The organism is Methyloligella sp. GL2 (assembly GCF_013341275.1).
GTDB lineage: Bacteria > Pseudomonadota > Alphaproteobacteria > Rhizobiales > Methyloligellaceae > Methyloligella.
Genome location: NZ_CP054476.1, coordinates 2,245,985 through 2,262,652, shown reverse-complemented (window position 1 = coordinate 2,262,652; position 16,668 = coordinate 2,245,985). Strand labels below are relative to the sequence as shown.

General features: G+C 63.2%; 13 protein-coding genes and 1 pseudogene. 11 read left to right on the top strand and 3 right to left on the bottom strand.

Going from position 1 to position 16,668, the window contains the following annotated elements; translation table 11 throughout:
• Window positions 1-582: 582 nt before the first annotated feature.
• The gene (locus HT051_RS10680) at window positions 583-942 is read right to left on the bottom strand and encodes a flagellar biosynthetic protein FliO (RefSeq protein WP_174542015.1); all 360 of its coding nucleotides are present in this window, start codon (window positions 940-942) and stop codon (window positions 583-585) included.
• Between the two features lie 250 nt (window positions 943-1,192).
• On the opposite strand from HT051_RS10680, the gene cckA reads away from it, so the two are divergent.
• The 4 genes from cckA to HT051_RS10660 all read left to right on the top strand — a co-directional run bounded on the left by cckA (window position 1,193) and on the right by HT051_RS10660 (window position 6,147).
• Window positions 1,193-3,751: a cell cycle histidine kinase CckA gene (gene cckA, locus HT051_RS10675; protein WP_174542014.1), complete on the top strand. Its 2,559-nt coding sequence runs from the start codon at window positions 1,193-1,195 to the stop codon at window positions 3,749-3,751.
• A gap of 155 nt (window positions 3,752-3,906) precedes the next feature.
• Window positions 3,907-5,154, top strand: a complete 1,248-nt coding sequence (locus HT051_RS10670; RefSeq protein WP_174542013.1) for a sulfotransferase — start codon at window positions 3,907-3,909, stop codon at window positions 5,152-5,154.
• A 357-nt stretch (window positions 5,155-5,511) separates the two neighbouring features.
• Window positions 5,512-5,760, top strand: coding sequence for a KTSC domain-containing protein (locus HT051_RS10665; RefSeq protein WP_174542012.1), 249 nt, complete (start codon window positions 5,512-5,514; stop codon window positions 5,758-5,760).
• Window positions 5,761-5,940: 180 nt separating this feature from the next.
• Window positions 5,941-6,147: a KTSC domain-containing protein gene (locus tag HT051_RS10660; protein ID WP_174542011.1), complete on the top strand. Its 207-nt coding sequence runs from the start codon at window positions 5,941-5,943 to the stop codon at window positions 6,145-6,147.
• Window positions 6,148-6,152: 5 nt separating this feature from the next.
• Here HT051_RS10660 and HT051_RS10655 read toward each other — a convergent pair whose 3' ends face one another.
• Window positions 6,153-6,422 (bottom strand): hypothetical protein, encoded by a 270-nt coding sequence (locus HT051_RS10655; protein WP_174542010.1) that lies wholly within the window; start codon window positions 6,420-6,422, stop codon window positions 6,153-6,155.
• Window positions 6,423-6,516: 94 nt separating this feature from the next.
• Between HT051_RS10655 and HT051_RS10650 the strand changes: the two genes are divergently transcribed.
• The 4 genes and pseudogenes from HT051_RS10650 (at window position 6,517) to HT051_RS10635 (ending at window position 12,683) form a co-directional block, all read left to right on the top strand.
• Window positions 6,517-7,089 carry a hypothetical protein gene (locus HT051_RS10650; RefSeq protein WP_174542009.1) on the top strand — a complete coding sequence of 191 codons (573 nt, stop codon included), beginning with the start codon at window positions 6,517-6,519 and terminating at the stop codon, window positions 7,087-7,089.
• Window positions 7,090-7,235: 146 nt separating this feature from the next.
• Window positions 7,236-8,297, top strand: a pseudogene (gene recA / locus HT051_RS10645) (recombinase RecA); the annotation flags it as partial.
• 454 nt (window positions 8,298-8,751) lie between these two features.
• The gene (alaS, locus tag HT051_RS10640; protein ID WP_174542007.1) at window positions 8,752-11,457 is read left to right on the top strand and encodes an alanine--tRNA ligase; all 2,706 of its coding nucleotides are present in this window, start codon (window positions 8,752-8,754) and stop codon (window positions 11,455-11,457) included.
• Entirely contained in the window at window positions 11,454-12,683 is a 1,230-nt protein-coding gene (locus HT051_RS10635) for a cyclic nucleotide-gated ion channel (protein WP_174542006.1), read from the top strand. Before alaS ends, HT051_RS10635 begins: the two co-directional genes overlap by 4 nt.
• An 11-nt stretch (window positions 12,684-12,694) precedes the next feature.
• Here HT051_RS10635 and HT051_RS10630 read toward each other — a convergent pair whose 3' ends face one another.
• Complete coding sequence (locus HT051_RS10630) at window positions 12,695-13,909, bottom strand: NADP-dependent isocitrate dehydrogenase (RefSeq protein ID WP_174542005.1); 1,215 nt, start codon at window positions 13,907-13,909, stop codon at window positions 12,695-12,697.
• A 165-nt stretch (window positions 13,910-14,074) separates the two neighbouring features.
• Between HT051_RS10630 and HT051_RS10625 the strand changes: the two genes are divergently transcribed.
• The 3 genes from HT051_RS10625 (at window position 14,075) to rpsD (ending at window position 16,565) form a co-directional block, all read left to right on the top strand.
• The gene (locus tag HT051_RS10625) at window positions 14,075-14,899 is read left to right on the top strand and encodes an RNA methyltransferase (RefSeq protein ID WP_246810061.1); all 825 of its coding nucleotides are present in this window, start codon (window positions 14,075-14,077) and stop codon (window positions 14,897-14,899) included.
• Window positions 14,900-14,995: 96 nt separating this feature from the next.
• The gene (locus tag HT051_RS10620) at window positions 14,996-15,700 is read left to right on the top strand and encodes a hypothetical protein (protein WP_174542003.1); all 705 of its coding nucleotides are present in this window, start codon (window positions 14,996-14,998) and stop codon (window positions 15,698-15,700) included.
• Window positions 15,701-15,947: 247 nt separating this feature from the next.
• A complete protein-coding gene (gene rpsD, locus HT051_RS10615; protein WP_174542002.1) occupies window positions 15,948-16,565 on the top strand; it encodes a 30S ribosomal protein S4 in 618 nt (205 codons plus the stop codon).
• Window positions 16,566-16,668 lie beyond the last annotated feature (103 nt).

Sequence of the window (16,668 nt, the reverse complement as noted above, 5' to 3'; positions counted from 1 at the left end):
AACGCCCCGCTGGGGAAGCCAAAAGCCCGCGTCAGCGGGCGTTGAACGCGAGAACCCCGCTTCCCCAGAGCACAGCCGATTCCGCATAAAAACGCCCCGCTGGGGAAGCCAAAAGCCCGCGTCAGTGGGCGTTGAACGCGAGAACCCCGCTTCCCCAGAGCACAGCCGATTCCGCATAAAAAAACTCCCCGCTGGGGAAGCGGGGAGTGGAGAGGTTTTTGGGGGACTGACAGGGCTGGAAAACCAGCCGATGTCGGACCATTAGCAGGGAACTGCCGGCGTTCTTACGGCGAGAGCAGATGAAAGCACCGGCGACACCCATCTACCTGCTACGACTTGGCGCAGCACACCGTAAGTACTGTTTTGTTTTTAGCCTATTTTCTGCCCCTCGACAAGCAAAACTGGCGTGGCCTTTCTGCATCAGTCAATAGGCTAAGGAATCAAATGGGTTGCGACCTTTCGTTCAACCCGTCACGTCGATTTGCGGCAATCCTGCACCAGTTTATGAGCCGCGCAGACGAGGCTGCCCGGATGCCGACCGCATTCGGTGAGGGGAAGGCGCGCCGAAGCCGCCTTAAGCGCTTAGGATTGCGGGTAGTCTTCCGGCGGCGCCTGGCGCCGCTCGCCTGGATCGATGACCACGTCTTCCAGCGGATGCTCCAGCGGCCGCCGCGCCTCGATCTCGGTCTCGATGATGACGTCGACGGGGCCGCCGATCATCAGAAGATGCTCTTTGTCGTCGCGCCGCACCAGCATTAGCCGGCGCTTGCCGTCGATATTGTAGGTCTCAGAGACGCCGAGCCGTTTTTCGCGGCTGCGCAGGAAGCTCGGACCGGCATTGCTGCTGGAAAAGAACGCCTTGAACCCCCAGGCCAGCAACGCGATCAGCGCGATGATGAACAGGAAGAGGGCGATTGCGAGGATGAGGTTGCTGGTATCCATCACTTTGGCGAACCACTCGTAAGAAGGCCGTATCTTGCAGCCGTTAACCTTGCGCCCCGGCGCCTCTTCTAGCAAAGGATTGCGGTCAGGCACAGGCCAGCGGGCCGCTGCGATAGCCTTATCCTCGTCTAAAGCGCAAGATATTTCGGTCCTCAGAAGACGTTAACACCGAATCGGTAAGCATTTGCGCCAGCCGCTCCTTGCGCATTATCCGCGGCTGACCTGCAACCGAATCGGCTATTTTCCTGCCATGTCCGATATTGGAGCGCCAATGCGCTATGTGGAGCCTGTAACCGACCGGACCGAACGCGAAGGCAGCGTCGGCCTCGTGGTCCTGCTCGCGCTGGGCCTCGCCGCCGTGGCCGTAGGCCTCGCCCTGGTCTCGCGCGAGATCGCCCAGCCCGTCGTGCTGGCGATTCTGGCCGGCCTCGCGGTCGTCGGCGTGTTCTGCCTGTTCGCCGGCGCTGTCGGCATTCTGCATTTCGGCCAGCGCGCCGCGCGCAACGATATCGCCAAGTCCTTTCTCGACAATCTGCCCAGCGGCACGCTGATCACCGACAATAGCGGTCGCGTGCTCTACGCCAACGAAGCCTACCGGTCCCTGGTCGGGCTGGAGGAGGGCGCAGCCGTGCCGGCGCCCGACCGCGCCTTTGCCGGCAATGTGCATCTGGCCGAGCCGATTTTCCGCCTCACCCGCGCCGCCCAGCAGGGCCGGGCCTTGAGCGAAGAGTTCCGCATTCCGCCGCTTGGCGAGAGTTACGAGGAGCCGGGGCTCGCCCCGCGCTGGTTCCGCATCTCGGTGCGCGCGATGCCGTCCCACCCCGAGTCGGACCGCGGAGCGCCGCTGACCGTCTGGGGCGTGGAGGAGATCACCGAGGAGCGCCAGAACCAGGAGGCGAGCTTCGAGAAGATCCAGCAGGCCATCGCCTATCTCGATCATGCGCCGGCCGGTTTCTTCACCGCCGATGCGCAAGGCAATATCGAATATCTCAACGCCACGCTGGCCCAGTGGCTCGGCCTCGATCTGTCGGATCTGGCCACCCGCCGTCTGAAGCTCGACGAGATCATGTCGCGCGATGGCGCCGCGCTCCTGGCGGGGGCGGGGCGCGAGCGCGCCTCCAGCCCGATCACCCGCAAATTCGATCTCGATCTGGTCAAGGCCGACGGCACCACCCTGCCGGTGCGCATCCTGCATCGTCTGCCGCGCGGCGGCCAGGCCGGCTGGGCCCAGGCTTTGGTGCTGAACCGGGCGCCAGGCGAGGCGGTCGAGGCGGGCGCCGCCGAGCTCCGCTTCACGCGGCTGTTCCAGGCCTCGCCCATCGCCATCGCCACCCTCGACCGGCAAGGCCAGATCAGCGCCGCCAACGCCGCCTTCGCGCGCCTGTTCGGCCAGGCCGTGGAAGGCAAGGCCAATGGCAAATCCGTCAAGGTCGCCATCGGCAGCCTGATCGACGACGAGGGCCAGGGCGCGCTTGCCAATGCGCTGGAGCTGGCGGCTGGCGGCCAGGGGCTGATCGAGCCCATCGACTTCACCCTCCAGGCCGACAAGGAAAAGAGCGGCCGGCTCTATCTCAGCCCCGTGGAGCAGGTCGACGGCGAAAACGACATCGCCATCGCCTATGCCGTGGACACCACCGAGCAGCGGGCGCTGGAGCTGCAGATCGCCCAGAGCCAGAAGATGCAGGCCATCGGCCAGCTCGCCGGGGGCATCGCCCACGACTTCAACAATATGCTGACGGCGATCATCGGCTTCTCCGACTTCCTGCTGCAGAACCACCGGCCCACCGATCCGGCCTTCAAGGACATCATGAACATCAAGCAGAACGCCAATCGGGCGGCCGGCTTGGTGCGTCAGCTTCTGGCCTTCTCGCGCCAGCAGACTTTGCGGCCGCAAGTCTTGCAGCCGGGCGAGCTCGTTTCCGAGCTTTCGGCGCTGCTCAGCCGCCTGCTGGGCGAGAATATCGAGCTGCAGCTGGAGCAATCCCGCGACCTGTGGCCGGTGAAGGCCGATCAGCATCAGCTGGAGCAGGTGATCATCAATCTGGCGGTGAATGCCCGCGATGCCATGCCCGATGGCGGCAAGCTCGCCATCCACACCGCCAATGTCTCCGAGCGCCGTTCCCGAGAGCTCGGCCAGCGTCATCTGGAGCCCGGCGAATACGTGCTGATCGAGGTCACCGACACCGGCACCGGCATGCCGCCGGAGGTCATCCAAAAAATCTTCGATCCGTTCTTCTCCACCAAGGAGGTGGGCCGCGGCACCGGTCTTGGCCTGTCCACCGTCTACGGCATCGTCAAGCAGACCGGCGGCTATATCTTCGCCGAGAGCGAGGAGGGCAAGGGCACCTCCATGAAGGTCTATCTGCCCCGCCATATCGCCGCGCCCGAGGAGATCCCGGTCGAGAAGCCGGAGAAGAAGGAGAGCGCCAAGGACCTGACCGGCCGCGGCACGGTGCTTCTGGTGGAGGACGAGGATGCCGTGCGCAGCTTTGCCGCCCGGGCGCTCGGCCAGCGCGGTTACAAGGTGTTCGAAGCCGGCACCGGCGCCGAGGCGCTGGAGGTGTTCCAGGAGCAGAACGGCGAGGTCGATCTCGTCGTCTCCGACGTGGTGATGCCGGAGATGGACGGCCCGACCCTGATGAAGGAGCTGCGCGCCACCCATCCGGACCTCAAGATCATCTTCATGTCCGGCTATGCCGAGGATGCCTTCAAGCGCAATCTGGACGAGAACGAGGCCTTCATGTTCCTGCAGAAGCCCTTCGATCTCAAAAGCCTCGCCGCGGCGGTGAAAGAGGCCTTCGAGGCTTGAGCGAAACGCCGGTTCGGCGGCGTTTTCCTCACCGCATTACCGCTGTTTCCCTGGCATCGACCTTCGATTTGCCTTAGGGGTTCCCTTCAGCCCCAATCCCCTTTAACACCCCGTGCTGACAGACACCGGTCAGACAGCATCTGGAGCGCTCTTTCGTGTCCGATTACGAGAAGATTCCCGACGACCCGCAAAAGGCCGCGACCAAGCTCGCCAAGCGGAAGCCCAAGGCGAAATTCCTAGGCATCCACCGCTATGGCGGCAAGCTGCTCTATATGTGGTACGGCATGCGCTTCGGCACGCTGATGAAGCTGTTTGCCCGCGGCCGTTTCGACTTCACCTCCAACTGCATTCCCGATGTGCTCACCCTGATCTTGTGGTGTCCCATCAACACGCCGCTCTATCTGTTGAGCGAGCTGATCTATCGCCGCCGCATCAAGCAGGTGAAGCTGGACCAGCCGCCGGTCTTCGTCATCGGCCATTGGCGCACCGGCACCACCTTCCTGCACGATCTTCTGGCCTCCGATCCGAACACCGCCTACCCGACCACCTATGAGTGCTTCTTCCCGCACCACTTCCTGATCACCGAGCGAATCTTGTCCCGCATCATGAAGGTGCTGCTGCCCAAGAAGCGCCCGCAGGACGATGTGCCGGTCGGTTTCGACCGCCCGCAGGAGGAGGAGTTCGGCGTCATCATGCTGGGCGAAGGGAGCCCGCTGATCACCATGGCCTGGCCGCGCCACGGCCCGGCCGACACCGAATATCTCGATTTCGAGGGCGTCCCGGCGGAGAAGCGCGAGCGCTGGTTCGACCATTACATGTGGTTCTACCGCCGCCTCATGGTGAAGCATAACAAGCCGCTGATCATGAAATCGCCGGCCAACTCGGCGCGGGTGCGCTATCTGGTCGAGCGCTTCCCCGAGGCGCGCTTCATCTACATCACCCGCAACCCGCTGCACGTCTTCCCTTCGACGGTGAAGCTGTGGCGCGCGCTCTATTCCACCCAAGGCCTGCACAACCCGCCTTATGTCAGCGGCTGGCTGGACGATTACGTGCTCGACATGATGCAGCGCCTGACCGAGCGCTTCGAGGCCGACAAGCACCTGATTCCGGAAGAGAAGCTGGTGGAAATCCGCTACGAGGATCTGGTCAAGGACCCGATCGGCCGGCTGCGCGAGACCTACGAGAAGCTCGACATTGGCGATTTCTCCGCCGCCGAGCCGAAGATGCAGGCCTATCTGGACAGCCGCTCGGAGCACAAGACCTCCGAATACGAGCTGCCCGCCGACATCAAGGCCCGCATCGTCGAGCGCATGAAGCCGCTCATGGACCGCTACGGCTACAGTGCCGAAGAAGCCAGCAAAGACAAGGCGCAAGATGCGCCCGCTCAAGCGGCTTCGGAGTAGGCCGCATAAGCGCTTGACGCGTAGAATTCTTCCAGATCACTATTTGGCACCCAAGGTCGCACGCGACTCAGCACCGCATTCCTGAGTCGGACAAGAACGGCTTCAAGGGTGCGGCAGATCGCAAGCGGCCTTGAGAAACGCAGAGGGCCGCCTTCGAGCAGCGCAGGCAACAGCCGGCAGCTCCCTTGCGATTTCCACGCCGCAAAGACGGGGGAAAGGCCGGAGACGGGCCGTCAACCAACCCAGGCGTTTTTGTGCAGCGTTGGGTTCACCTGGCGTATTTTGTGGTGCGCGCTTTTCTCAAGTGCGCTCCGAAGCCAATCCCCCATTTGAAAAGACGGGGAAACGGAGACGACCATGCCTTACGTGAATTCGGGGAGCATCGTCCATGTTGAGCACGATGCGCAATCCTCCGAGCTTCGCATCACCTTCCGCGATGCCGGCACCTATAGCTTTCATGGCGTGAGCGGGGCGGTTTATCAGGCCTTTCTCGAGGCGCCTTCTCAGGGGCGCTTCTATAACGACCATATCCGCCAGAACTACCCTTCCACCTTCCAGGGCGACGTGCTTGAGCCGCTCGCGGCCGCGCCGAGCTTCGCTACTTAGGCCCGGCGCGCAAACCGAGCGCGAAAGCCAAATGCGCGGGCTGCAGCCGAAACCTTCTTGTAACCGCGTAGGGGATTAACTGCGCTTCGCACTGGCACAAACGGCGAAAACAACCATATCCTAAGGGATCAATGCCGCTGCGGGCGGGTTCCGGGGCGGCGAGCCCTTGGAATTCGCCTTATGCCTTCCGACGTCATCCGCGCCTTCTTCTACGATGTTGCCGACCGTAGCTTGACCGTCCGCTTCCAAAGCGGCGGCCTCTATGTCTACGACGAGGTGCCCGAAGAGGTCTATCGCGCGCTCGCCGAGGCCCCATCCAGGGGCACCTACTTCAAAGAGCATATCCGCGATCACTACCCTTCGCGCCGCTACGACGAGGCGGGGTAGGGGGATTACAGCGCCGGCTCCTGGCCGGAGGCGGCGTCCGCTTGCGCTGCCCGGTCGCGTCTGAGATCGGCAAAGGCATGGCGGATCACGCTGTAGCTGCCATGCAGGGCCAGCCCCGCCATCACTGCGGCAACCCCGATATCGGGAAGCGCGCTGCCGGTGCCGAACACGCCGAGCGCGGCGGCGAGCACCGCCAGATTGCTATAGGCATCGTTGCGCGAGCAGATCCACACCGAGCGCATGTTGGAATCGCCCTGGCGGTAGCGGTAGAGCATCGCCGCCACGCCCAAGGGAGATGTCCGAATGCTCGACTTGGAAAAAGCAAACGGGTAGTGTTTTTAGAAGGGACATCCAAGAGGTTGTGGGGGTATGTCGGAATCAGAGAGCGCAGAACGCAAAAAGAAAGAAAAGATTCTCGAAATTGCTGCGGACACTCGGAAATTTGAGATCGATCTATTCTGGAAAAGATCTCTATTTTTTTGGGGGTTTATCGCTGCGGCATTTCTGGCTTACGGAGCGTTAGGTAGTCGCCCTCAAGATGACGCTGTATTGTTGCTCACCATTTCCAGCTTTGGCTTTGTGTGTAGCGTGGCATGGACCCTTGCCAATCGCGGGAGTAAATATTGGCAGATGGCATGGGAGGCCAAGCTGGAGACGTATGAAGATGTCCTAGTCAAAGGCCTGTTTACCGAAGCTATTACCCCCAGAGAGGATGATGCGCACTGGTGGGGAGTTCTTTCGCGCAAATCTCATTACTCAGTCTCTCGGCTCGCTATAGCTCTAAGCGATTTCACCGTTTTAATATGGATCATCCTGGGTGCTAGGGCGCTCCCGGGGATAGAATGGCCGCACATACACGCGGCAATTTTAATTCCGATTGGAGCACTTTTGTACGCGGTCGGAATGGTGATCGGGAGCCGCTCACGCAACCGAGCCAGCTAAGACATTTCGACTAACCCTGCTGCATCGACCCAAAAGAACATCTTGCGAACAGAGAACAAACCGGGTACGATTGGCTCAATCGCCACGCAATCGCAATTCAACCGTTTACCCACGCCGAATCGCGTGTGAAATAGGGGAGAAATCGGATGTCGAACGCTGCGCTGCGCCTCGTAGAGGGAGAAGATATGGATAAGGAAAAAGCCCTCGAGGCCGCGATCTCCCAGATCGAACGGAATTGCGGCAAGGGCTCGGTTATGCGCCTGGGCGCCAATGAGAAGGTGGTCGAGGTCGAGGCGATCTCCACCGGCTCGCTGGGGCTGGATATTGCCCTTGGCATTGGCGGCCTGCCCCGGGGGCGGATCATCGAGATTTACGGGCCTGAATCGTCGGGCAAGACGACCCTGGCCCTGCATGCCGTGGCCGAGGCTCAGAAGAAGGGCGGCATTTGCGGCTTCGTCGATGCCGAGCACGCCCTGGATACCGTCTATGCCCGCAAGCTCGGGGTGAACCTGGAGGATCTTCTGGTCTCCCAGCCCGATACCGGCGAGCAGGCGCTGGAAATCGCCGATACCCTGGTCCGCTCCGGTGCCATCGATGTGCTGGTGGTCGACTCCGTGGCGGCGCTGACGCCCAAGGCGGAGCTGGAAGGCGAGATGGGCGAGGCTCAGATGGGCAGCCAGGCCCGGTTGATGAGCCAGGCCCTGCGCAAGCTCACCGCCTCGATTTCCAAATCCCGCTGCATGGTGATCTTCATCAACCAGATCCGCATGAAGATCGGCGTGATGTTCGGCTCGCCCGAGACCACCACCGGCGGCAACGCTCTGAAATTCTATTCCTCCGTCCGTCTCGATATCCGCCGCATCGGCGCCATCAAGGAGCGCGACGAGGTGGTCGGCAACCAGACCCGCGTCAAGGTGGTGAAGAACAAGGTGGCCCCGCCCTTCAAGCAGGTCGAGTTCGACATCATGTATGGCGAGGGCGTCTCCAAGATGGGCGAGCTGATCGATCTCGGCGTCAAGGCCGGCATCGTGGAGAAATCCGGCTCCTGGTTCTCCTTCGATAGCGAGCGCATCGGCCAGGGCCGCGAGAACGCCAAGGCCTATCTCAAAGAGCATCCGGAGATGGCCGACAAGATTGAGCAGGCCGTGCGCCAGAATGCCGGGCTGATTGCCGAACGCATCCTCGACGATGACGGGGCCGAGATCGACGAAGAGACCGGCGAGGTGAAAGAGCCGGCCGCTGCGAACGAGGAGGAGGGCATCGCCTCCATCGCCAGTGCCGCCGGCAAACGCCGCCGCCGCGGCTAAGCCGCGCAAGGGCAACGGACCGAGCAAGGGGCCGGGCAAGGCTCCTGGAAAGGCGTCGGGAAAAGCGCCTTGAGACGGCAATCGAATTGAAAAGTCTTGCGGGCGGCCTTGGGTTCAAGGTCGCCCGCTTGCGTTTTGACACCAGGCGATGACGCGAAGCGGCGCTTTTCGGTCGCGTTTTTCTTGACGTAGACGCCTGGACAGCTTTTCCTCGCCATCCTATGTCTCAGCCCAATTTTTAAGGCTTTTGCCGTAAGCTGAAGGCGTATGGGCGAAGGCCGGAAAATCCGGATAAACGCCTTCGCGCCGCAAGCGGTGCGATGCCGAAAACCACCAACCGACGGAACGACAAAGCTTGGCTCACAACACCGGCGTCAACGATATCAGGGCGAATTTCCTGGCGTATTTCAAACGGCACGGCCACGAGGTGGTGCCGTCGTCCCCGCTCGTCCCCCATAACGATCCGAGCTTGATGTTCGTCAATGCCGGCATGGTGCCGTTCAAGAACGTCTTCACCGGCGCCGAGACCCGTCATCACAAGACCGCGACCTCGTCGCAGAAATGCGTCCGCGCCGGCGGCAAGCATAACGATCTCGACAATGTCGGCTACACCGCCCGGCATCACACCTTCTTCGAGATGCTGGGGAATTTCTCCTTCGGCGACTACTTCAAGGAGCAGGCGATCGCGCTGGCCTGGGATCTGCTCACCAAGGATTTCGCCCTCGACGCCGAGCGGCTGCTGATCACCGTCTATGCCGAGGACGAGGAGGCGGCCAAGATCTGGCGCAAGGTTTCCGGCTTCTCCGACGACAAGATCATCCGCATCGGCACTTCCGACAATTTCTGGTCCATGGGCGATGTCGGCCCCTGCGGCCCCTGTTCGGAGATCTTCTACGATCACGGTCCGGAGATCCCCGGCGGCCCGCCCGGCAGTCCCGACGAGGACGGCGACCGCTTCGTGGAGATCTGGAACCTGGTCTTCATGCAATACGACCAGCGCGAGGACGGCCCCCGCGCCGATCTTCCCAAACCCTCCATCGATACCGGCATGGGGCTTGAGCGCATTGCCGCGGTGCTGCAGGGCACCCACGACAATTACGATATCGACCTGTTCCGCCATCTGATCGAGGCCTCGGTCGATCTCACCGCCAAGCCGGCAGAAGGCGAGGCCAAGGCGAGCCACCGCGTCATTGCCGATCATTTGCGCTCCTCCAGCTTCCTGATCGCCGACGGCGTGCTTCCTTCCAATGAGGGGCGCGGCTATGTGCTCCGCCGCATCATGCGCCGCGCCATGCGTCACGCCCATATCCTCGGCGCCGAGGAACCGCTGCTCTACCGCCTGGTCCCGGCGCTGAACGCAGAGATGGGCCGCGCCTATCCGGAGCTGGAGCGCGGCGAAGCCCTGATCACCGAAACCCTGAAGCTGGAAGAGACCCGCTTCCGCGAGACCCTGGACCGCGGCTTGAAGCTGCTCGACGAAGCGGTCGGCGGCATCGGGGAAGGGGGCACGCTGCCCGGCGAGGTCGCCTTCAAGCTCTACGACACCTATGGCTTCCCGGTCGACCTCACAGCAGACGCGCTGAAGGCCAAAGGCATCGGCATCGATGCGGAAGGCTATGAGGCCGCCATGGAGCGCCAGCGTGCCGAGGCGCGCAAATCCTGGGCCGGCTCCGGCGAGGCCGCCACCGAGACACTGTGGTTCGAGCTGAAGGAGAAGACCGGCGCCACCGAATTCCTCGGCTATGACAGCGAGAACGCTTCCGGCGAGATCGTCGCCCTGGTCAAGGACGGGACCAGCGTCGACAGCCTGAACGCCGGCGATCGCGGCGCGGTGATCCTCAATCAGACCCCGTTCTACGCCGAATCCGGCGGCCAGGTCGGCGATCACGGCGTCATCGCCGCAGACGGCACTCTGTTCGAGGTGGAAGACACCAAGAAGAAGCTCGGCAGCCTCTTCGTGCATGAGGGCGCGCTGAAGAAGGGCAGCCTCAAGCTCGGCGACACGGTGGAGCTGGAGGTCGATCACGACTGGCGCCGCGGCGCGCGCTCGCACCATTCCGCCACCCATCTGCTGCATGAGGCCTTGCGCGAGGTGCTCGGCACCCATGTTGCCCAGAAGGGCTCGCTGGTGCAGCCGGGCCGGCTTCGCTTCGACTTCTCCCATCCCAAGCCCATGACCCACGACCAGATCATGCAGGTCGAGGCCCTGGCCAACCGCATGATCCTGCAGAACAGCGCCGTCGAGACCCATCTGATGACCCCCGACGAGGCCATCGAGAAGGGCGCGCTGGCCCTGTTCGGCGAGAAATACGGCGACGAGGTCCGCGTCGTCTCCATGGGCACGAGCCCGGACAGCAGCAAAGCCGGCAATGCCTATTCCATCGAGCTTTGCGGCGGCACCCATGTCGGCCGCACCGGCGAGATCGGCATTCTGAAAGTCGTGGCCGAAACGGCCGTCGCCTCCGGCGTGCGCCGCATCGAGGCGCTGACCGGCGAGGCGGCGCGCGACTATCTCACCGCTCAGGACGACAAGGTGCGCGAGGCGGCCGAGCTTCTGAAGGTCGGCCCCGACGATCTGCTGACCCGTCTTGCCGCTCTGGTGGACGAGCGCCGCAAGCTTGAGCGCCAGCTTGGCGAGGCCAAGAAGGAGCTCGCGCTTAGCGGCGGCGGAGACGGCGCCTCCGGCGGCGATGCCGTCCAGGATATCGGCGGGCTGAAATTTCTCGGCCGCACCGCCAAGGGCGTGCCGGCGAAGGAGCTGCGCGGCCTGGTCGACGAGGCCAAGAAGCGGCTCGGCTCGGGCGTTGTCGCCATTATCGGCATCAGCGAGGAAGGCAAGGCCAGCCTTGTGGTCGGCGTCACCGACGATCTCACCGCCAGCGCCAATGCCGTCGATCTCGCCAAGCTCGGCGCTTCCATCCTTGGCGGCAAGGGCGGCGGGGGCCGCCCGGATATGGCTCAGGCCGGCGGCACCGATGGCAGCAAGGCGGACGATGCGCTGGCCGCCATCGCCGCGGAGCTGCAAGCCGCCTCCGCCGGCGTCGCCAAAGAGGCCATATGAGCGACGGGTCGCTCTGGCGCCGCTGGCGCCGGAAGACCTACGACATTCTCGAGGTCGGCGGCACCGCCCATCCCGCGGCCCGCTTCGTCGATGCCTTCCTGATCACGCTGATCGTCGCCAATGCGGTGTCCTTCGCGCTGGAGACCGTGGAGCCGTTCGCCACCGAGCATGCCCGGGCGCTCTGGCACTTCAATGCCATCTCGGTGGTCGTCTTCACCATCGAATACATCCTGCGCCTCTGGAGCGCGGTGGAGATCCCGCTCTTCCGCAACGAGCGGCCCTGGCGCGCGCGGGCGAAATTCGCCGCCCGTCCCATCATGGTGATCGATTTCCTCGCCGTCGCCCCCTGGTATCTCGGCGCGTTCATCCCCCTCGATCTCCGCATCCTGCGGGTCATCCGCCTGTTCCGGCTGCTCAAGCTGGCGCGCTATTCGCCGGCGCTGCAAACCATGCAGCGCGTCTTTGTGCAGGAATGGCGCGCCCTGTTCGGCGCGCTGCTGGTGCTCGTGGTCATGCTGCTGTTCTGCGCCAGCATGATGTATTTCCTGGAGCGCGACGCCCAGCCCGATAAGTTCGGCTCGATTCCCGCCGCGCTGTGGTGGGGCCTCGCCACCATCACCACCATCGGCTATGGCGACGTCGTTCCCATCACCCCCCTCGGCAAGATCTTCGGCAGCTTCGTCATGGTGCTCGGCCTTGCCGCCTTCGCCATGCCCGTCGCCATTCTCGCCGCCGGCTTCGGCCAGGAGGTGAACCGCCATGCTTTCGTCGCCACTTGGGGCAAGGTCGCCCGGGTGCCGCTCTTCGCCACCCTGGATGCGGCGGAGATCGCCGAGGTTACCAAGCTGGTGTTCACCCAGGTCTTCGCGCCGGGCTCTCCCATCGTCTCGGCGGGGGATCCGGGCGGCGCCATGTTCATTCTGGAGAGCGGCGAAGCCCAGCTCTCCCAGAGAGGGCGCAGAAAGCGTCTGCTGAAGGAGGGGGATTTCTTCGGCGAGATGGCGCTTCTGGAGCATCGCCGCCACCAGCACACCGTCACCGCCAAGACGCCGTGCCGGGTCTATGTGTTGGATTCGGTGGCGCTGGCGCAGCTGGTGCACCGGCATCCGGAGCTCTTGACCACGATCCGGACCGAAGCCGAGCGCCGGGAAAGACAGCAGCGCCAGGCCGCCGCCGCGCCCGGCAAAGCCCGGACTGCGAAACGAAAAGCCGCGCCGCGCCGGTAAGCGAAAGCGGCTTACGCCGCCATCGCCTTTTTCAGATTGTCGTCGATCTTGTCCAGGAAGCCGGTGGTCGAGAGCCAGCCCTGATCGGGGCCGACAAGCAGCGCCAGATCCTTGGTCATGGAACCGGACTCGATAGTGTCCACCACCACCGTCTCCAGCGTCGCGGCGAAGCTGGCGAGGAGCTCGTTGCCGTCCAGCTTGGCCCGGTGCTTCAGCGCCCGGGTCCAGGCGAAGATCGAGGCAGTGGAGTTGGTGGAGGTCTCCAGATCCTGCTGATGCCGGCGATAATGCCGGGTGACGGTGCCGTGGGCGGCCTCCGTCTCCACGATCTTGCCGTCCGGCGTCATCAGCACCGAGGTCATCAGCCCCAGCGAGCCGAAGCCTTGCGCCACCGTGTCGGACTGCACGTCGCCGTCGTAATTCTTGCAGGCCCAGACATAGCCGCCCGACCAGCGCAAGGCGCAGGCCACCATGTCGTCGATCAGCCGGTGCTCGTAGGTGAGGCCGCGCTTTTCGAACTCCTCGCGGAACTCTGCATCGTAGATCTCCTGGAAGAGATCCTTGAAGCGGCCGTCATAGGCTTTGAGGATGGTGTTCTTGGTCGACAGGAACACCGGATAGTTGCGCGCCAGACCGTAATTCAGCGAAGCGCGCGCGAAGTCGCGGATCGACTCGTCGAGATTGAACATCCCCATGGCGACGCCGCCGCCGGGGAAGTCGTAGACCTCCCGCTCGATCTCGGTGCCGTCCTCGCCGACGAAGCGGATCGACAGCGTGCCCTTGCCCGGCACCACGAAATCCTGCGCCCGGTAGATATCGCCGAAGGCATGGCGGCCGATCACGATCGGCTTGGTCCAGCCCGGCACCAGCCGCGGCACGTTCTTGCAGATGATCGGCTCGCGGAAGATCACCCCGCCGAGGATGTTGCGGATCGTGCCGTTGGGCGAGCGCCACATCTTCTTCAGGCCGAATTCCTCCACCCGCGCCTCGTCCGGCGTGATGGTGGCGCATTTCACGCCCACCCCGCAGGCCTTGATGGCCTCGGCCGCATCCACCGTGACCTTGTCGTCGGTGGCGTCGCGGTTCTCCATGCTGAGGTCGTAATATTCCAGCGGAACCTCGACATAGGGATGGATCAGCTTGTCCTTGATGAGCTGCCAGATGACGCGGGTCATCTCATCCCCATCCAGCTCCACGATAGGGTTCTCAACGACGATCTTTTGCAAGGAAACGACTCCGGAAATGAACGTAAGCCCACCCGTGATGGCCGCGGAAAAACCCGCGCCACCGATTTGCGCTCTTTACGGGCAAGCCCTTCCTATACCATCGTGCCGCCGATCCTGAAAGCGGGCGTGTCCGCGGCATAGCGGGCAGGTGGAATGGAGACCGAGGTGAGCGGAAGCAAGACGTTGGAGCGGAAACAGGCAGAACGAGAGACGGGCGCGGCGGGCGGTCCCGGGCCGGCGGTGATTCTGGTCAACCCGCAGCTCGGCGAGAATATCGGCTTCGCCGCCCGCGCCATGGCGAATTTCGGCCTTGGCGATCTGCGTCTGGTCGCCCCACGCGACGGCTGGCCTAACGAGAAGGCGTTCTCCGCCGCGGCCGGCGGCAAGGCCATCGCCGAGGCCGCGCGTCTCTTCGAGACCACCGAGCAGGCGGTCGCCGATCTGCATCACGTGCTGGCCGCCACGGCGCGGCCCCGCGATATGGTCAAGCCGGTGCTCACCCCGGAGAGCGCGGCGAAGGATTTCGCTTACCGCACAGGGCAGGGGGAACGCTGTGGCATCCTCTTCGGCGCCGAGCGGAGCGGGCTCGACAACGATGCGCTGGCGCTTGCCGACGGTATCGTCACCGCCCCCGTGGATCCCGCCTTCGCCTCCCTCAGCCTGCCGCAGACCGTGCTGCTGATCAGCTATGAATGGCGCAAAGCCGGCGCCGAAAAGGGCCTCGGCCGCGCCACGACATTTGACGGCCCGGCCAAGGAAGGAGTAACCCTGCCGCATACACGCCCGGCGGAACGGGCGGAGGTTTTCGGCCTGTTCGAGCATATGGAGCGCGAGCTGGATCAGGCCGGTTTCTTGCGGCCGCCGGAGAAGCGGCCCACCATGGTGCGGAATATCCGCAACATGTTCCATCGTATGGGATTGACTGAACAGGATGTCCGCACCTGGCGCGGCATCGTTTCGGCGCTGACGGGCGGCGACCGGCGGTCCTGAGACGCAAGACAGAACTGTCATAGTTCCGCCCGCTTTCTCCTATTGCGATGGCTAAGAACAATGATAGCTTCCGCGCGGTAGGGAGAGGGATGTTCAATGAAGGTTTGTTTGGTCCAGTGGAGTACCGGCGCGGCCCTGATGTTGGCGGTGCTGGCGGCCCTTCCGGCCAAGGCAGCCGAGCAAACGGAGACCATGGTCTCCGAGGAGCTGAACTCCCGCACCAAGGCGCCGGCCTCCAGCTCCGAGGATAACGACGGCCTCAGCGACAGCGCCGTCCGCGTCATGAGCAGCTACGCCATTTCGATTCTCCCGGACTCGGTCGCTATGCCGGGCGGCGCCACGGTGCAGCTCGATAAGCGCGACCCCAAGAAATTCTTCATTCCGCTGGACGATGCCCGCATGGTGATCCGTGCGGCCATGCGCTCCACTTATGCCCAGGTCTGCGATTTGCCCGATCTGGAGCAGCAGAACTATGTCGCCCTGATGGAAGGCGAGCAGAATCGGAATGTCTGGAGCTTCGAGCAGCTTCAATTCATCGATGCGCTCTATAGTTTCTCGGTCTCGTATTTCACCGGAACGTTGAAATTCGAGGAAAAAGCCCCCGCAGGGGAAGGGTCGGGCGATGCCGCCGCTAAGGCCTCGCCGTCCGAGGATGAGGGATTCAAGCCGAAACGGCCGAGCTGCACCGCCGAAAAGAAGCAAAACGTGATCGAGGCGATCAACCAGTTCGTCACCTCGGTGCGGGCCGCCCAGGCGCCGGTCGCCGAGCCAATTGCGCCGGAAACTGCAGGCGCCAATTGACACTTTCTCCAATTTGCGTGTAACAGAGCGCCAGCGAAAGCTGTGCTTGCGCGCAAGACGCCTGCTGGATGAGGCTAGACCCCGGGCGTTTCTTGGGCGCGTTTCTTGATTTTCACGAGCCGGTGCCGTTTTCGGGGCTTGGCGAATCCGCGAAAATTGCGTATTCGCCTGGGGCCCCCGCCGTCTCAAAAGGCCGTAGAAACGCAAAACGCAGCGGGCCAGCGCGATACGAGCTTTGGAGTTTTTGATGAGCAAACGCATTCAGGCCAAGTACAAGATCGACCGTCGTCTTGGCGAAAATATCTGGGGTCGTCCGAAGAGCCCGATCAATAAGCGGGAATACGGACCGGGCGAGCACGGCCAGCGCCGCCGCCAGAAGCTGTCCGATTACGGTGTGCAGCTTCGCGCCAAGCAGAAGCTGAAGGGCTATTACGGCAACATCACCGAGAAGCAGTTCAAGGCGATCTATCATGAGGCTGCGCGCCTGAAGGGCGATACCGGCGAGCGTCTCATCGGTCTTCTCGAATCGCGTCTCGATGCCGTCGTCTACCGGGCCAAGTTCGTCACCACGGTGTTCGCCGCCCGGCAGTTCGTTTCCCACGGTCATGTCCTGGTGAACGGCAAGAAGGTCAACATCCCGAGCTATCGCTGCCGCGAGGGCGACGTCATCGAGGTCCGCGACCGGGCCAAGGACATCGCCATCGTTCTGGAGGCTGCCCAGAGCTCGGAGCGCGACATTCCGGATTATCTGGATGTCGACCACAACAAGATGACGGCGAAGCTCGCCCGCATCCCGGCGCTCTCCGATGTGCAGTATCCGGTGATGATGGAACCGAACCTCGTCATCGAATTCTATTCGCGCTAGCGGCTAACGTCTCCCGGACACGCGTTTTGCGTGACGGTCGAGACGGAACGCAGCGCATGATGAAGAAGGGCGCCGGGTTTTTCCCAGGCGCCCTTTTTCTCGT

Excerpts from the sequence above, each read along its gene's own strand:
- HT051_RS10655 (WP_174542010.1), bottom strand. The coding sequence starts at position 6,422 with ATGCTCTACCGCTACCGCCAGGGCGATTCCAACATGCGCTCGGTGTGG.
- HT051_RS10635 (WP_174542006.1), top strand. The coding sequence starts at position 11,454 with ATGAGCGACGGGTCGCTCTGGCGCCGCTGGCGCCGGAAGACCTACGAC.
- HT051_RS10650 (WP_174542009.1), top strand. The coding sequence starts at position 6,517 with ATGTCGGAATCAGAGAGCGCAGAACGCAAAAAGAAAGAAAAGATTCTC.
- HT051_RS10680 (WP_174542015.1), bottom strand. The coding sequence starts at position 942 with ATGGATACCAGCAACCTCATCCTCGCAATCGCCCTCTTCCTGTTCATC.
- HT051_RS10620 (WP_174542003.1), top strand. The coding sequence starts at position 14,996 with ATGAAGGTTTGTTTGGTCCAGTGGAGTACCGGCGCGGCCCTGATGTTG.
- cckA (WP_174542014.1), top strand. The coding sequence starts at position 1,193 with ATGTCCGATATTGGAGCGCCAATGCGCTATGTGGAGCCTGTAACCGAC.
- HT051_RS10660 (WP_174542011.1), top strand. The coding sequence starts at position 5,941 with ATGCCTTCCGACGTCATCCGCGCCTTCTTCTACGATGTTGCCGACCGT.
- rpsD (WP_174542002.1), top strand. The coding sequence starts at position 15,948 with ATGAGCAAACGCATTCAGGCCAAGTACAAGATCGACCGTCGTCTTGGC.
- HT051_RS10665 (WP_174542012.1), top strand. The coding sequence starts at position 5,512 with ATGCCTTACGTGAATTCGGGGAGCATCGTCCATGTTGAGCACGATGCG.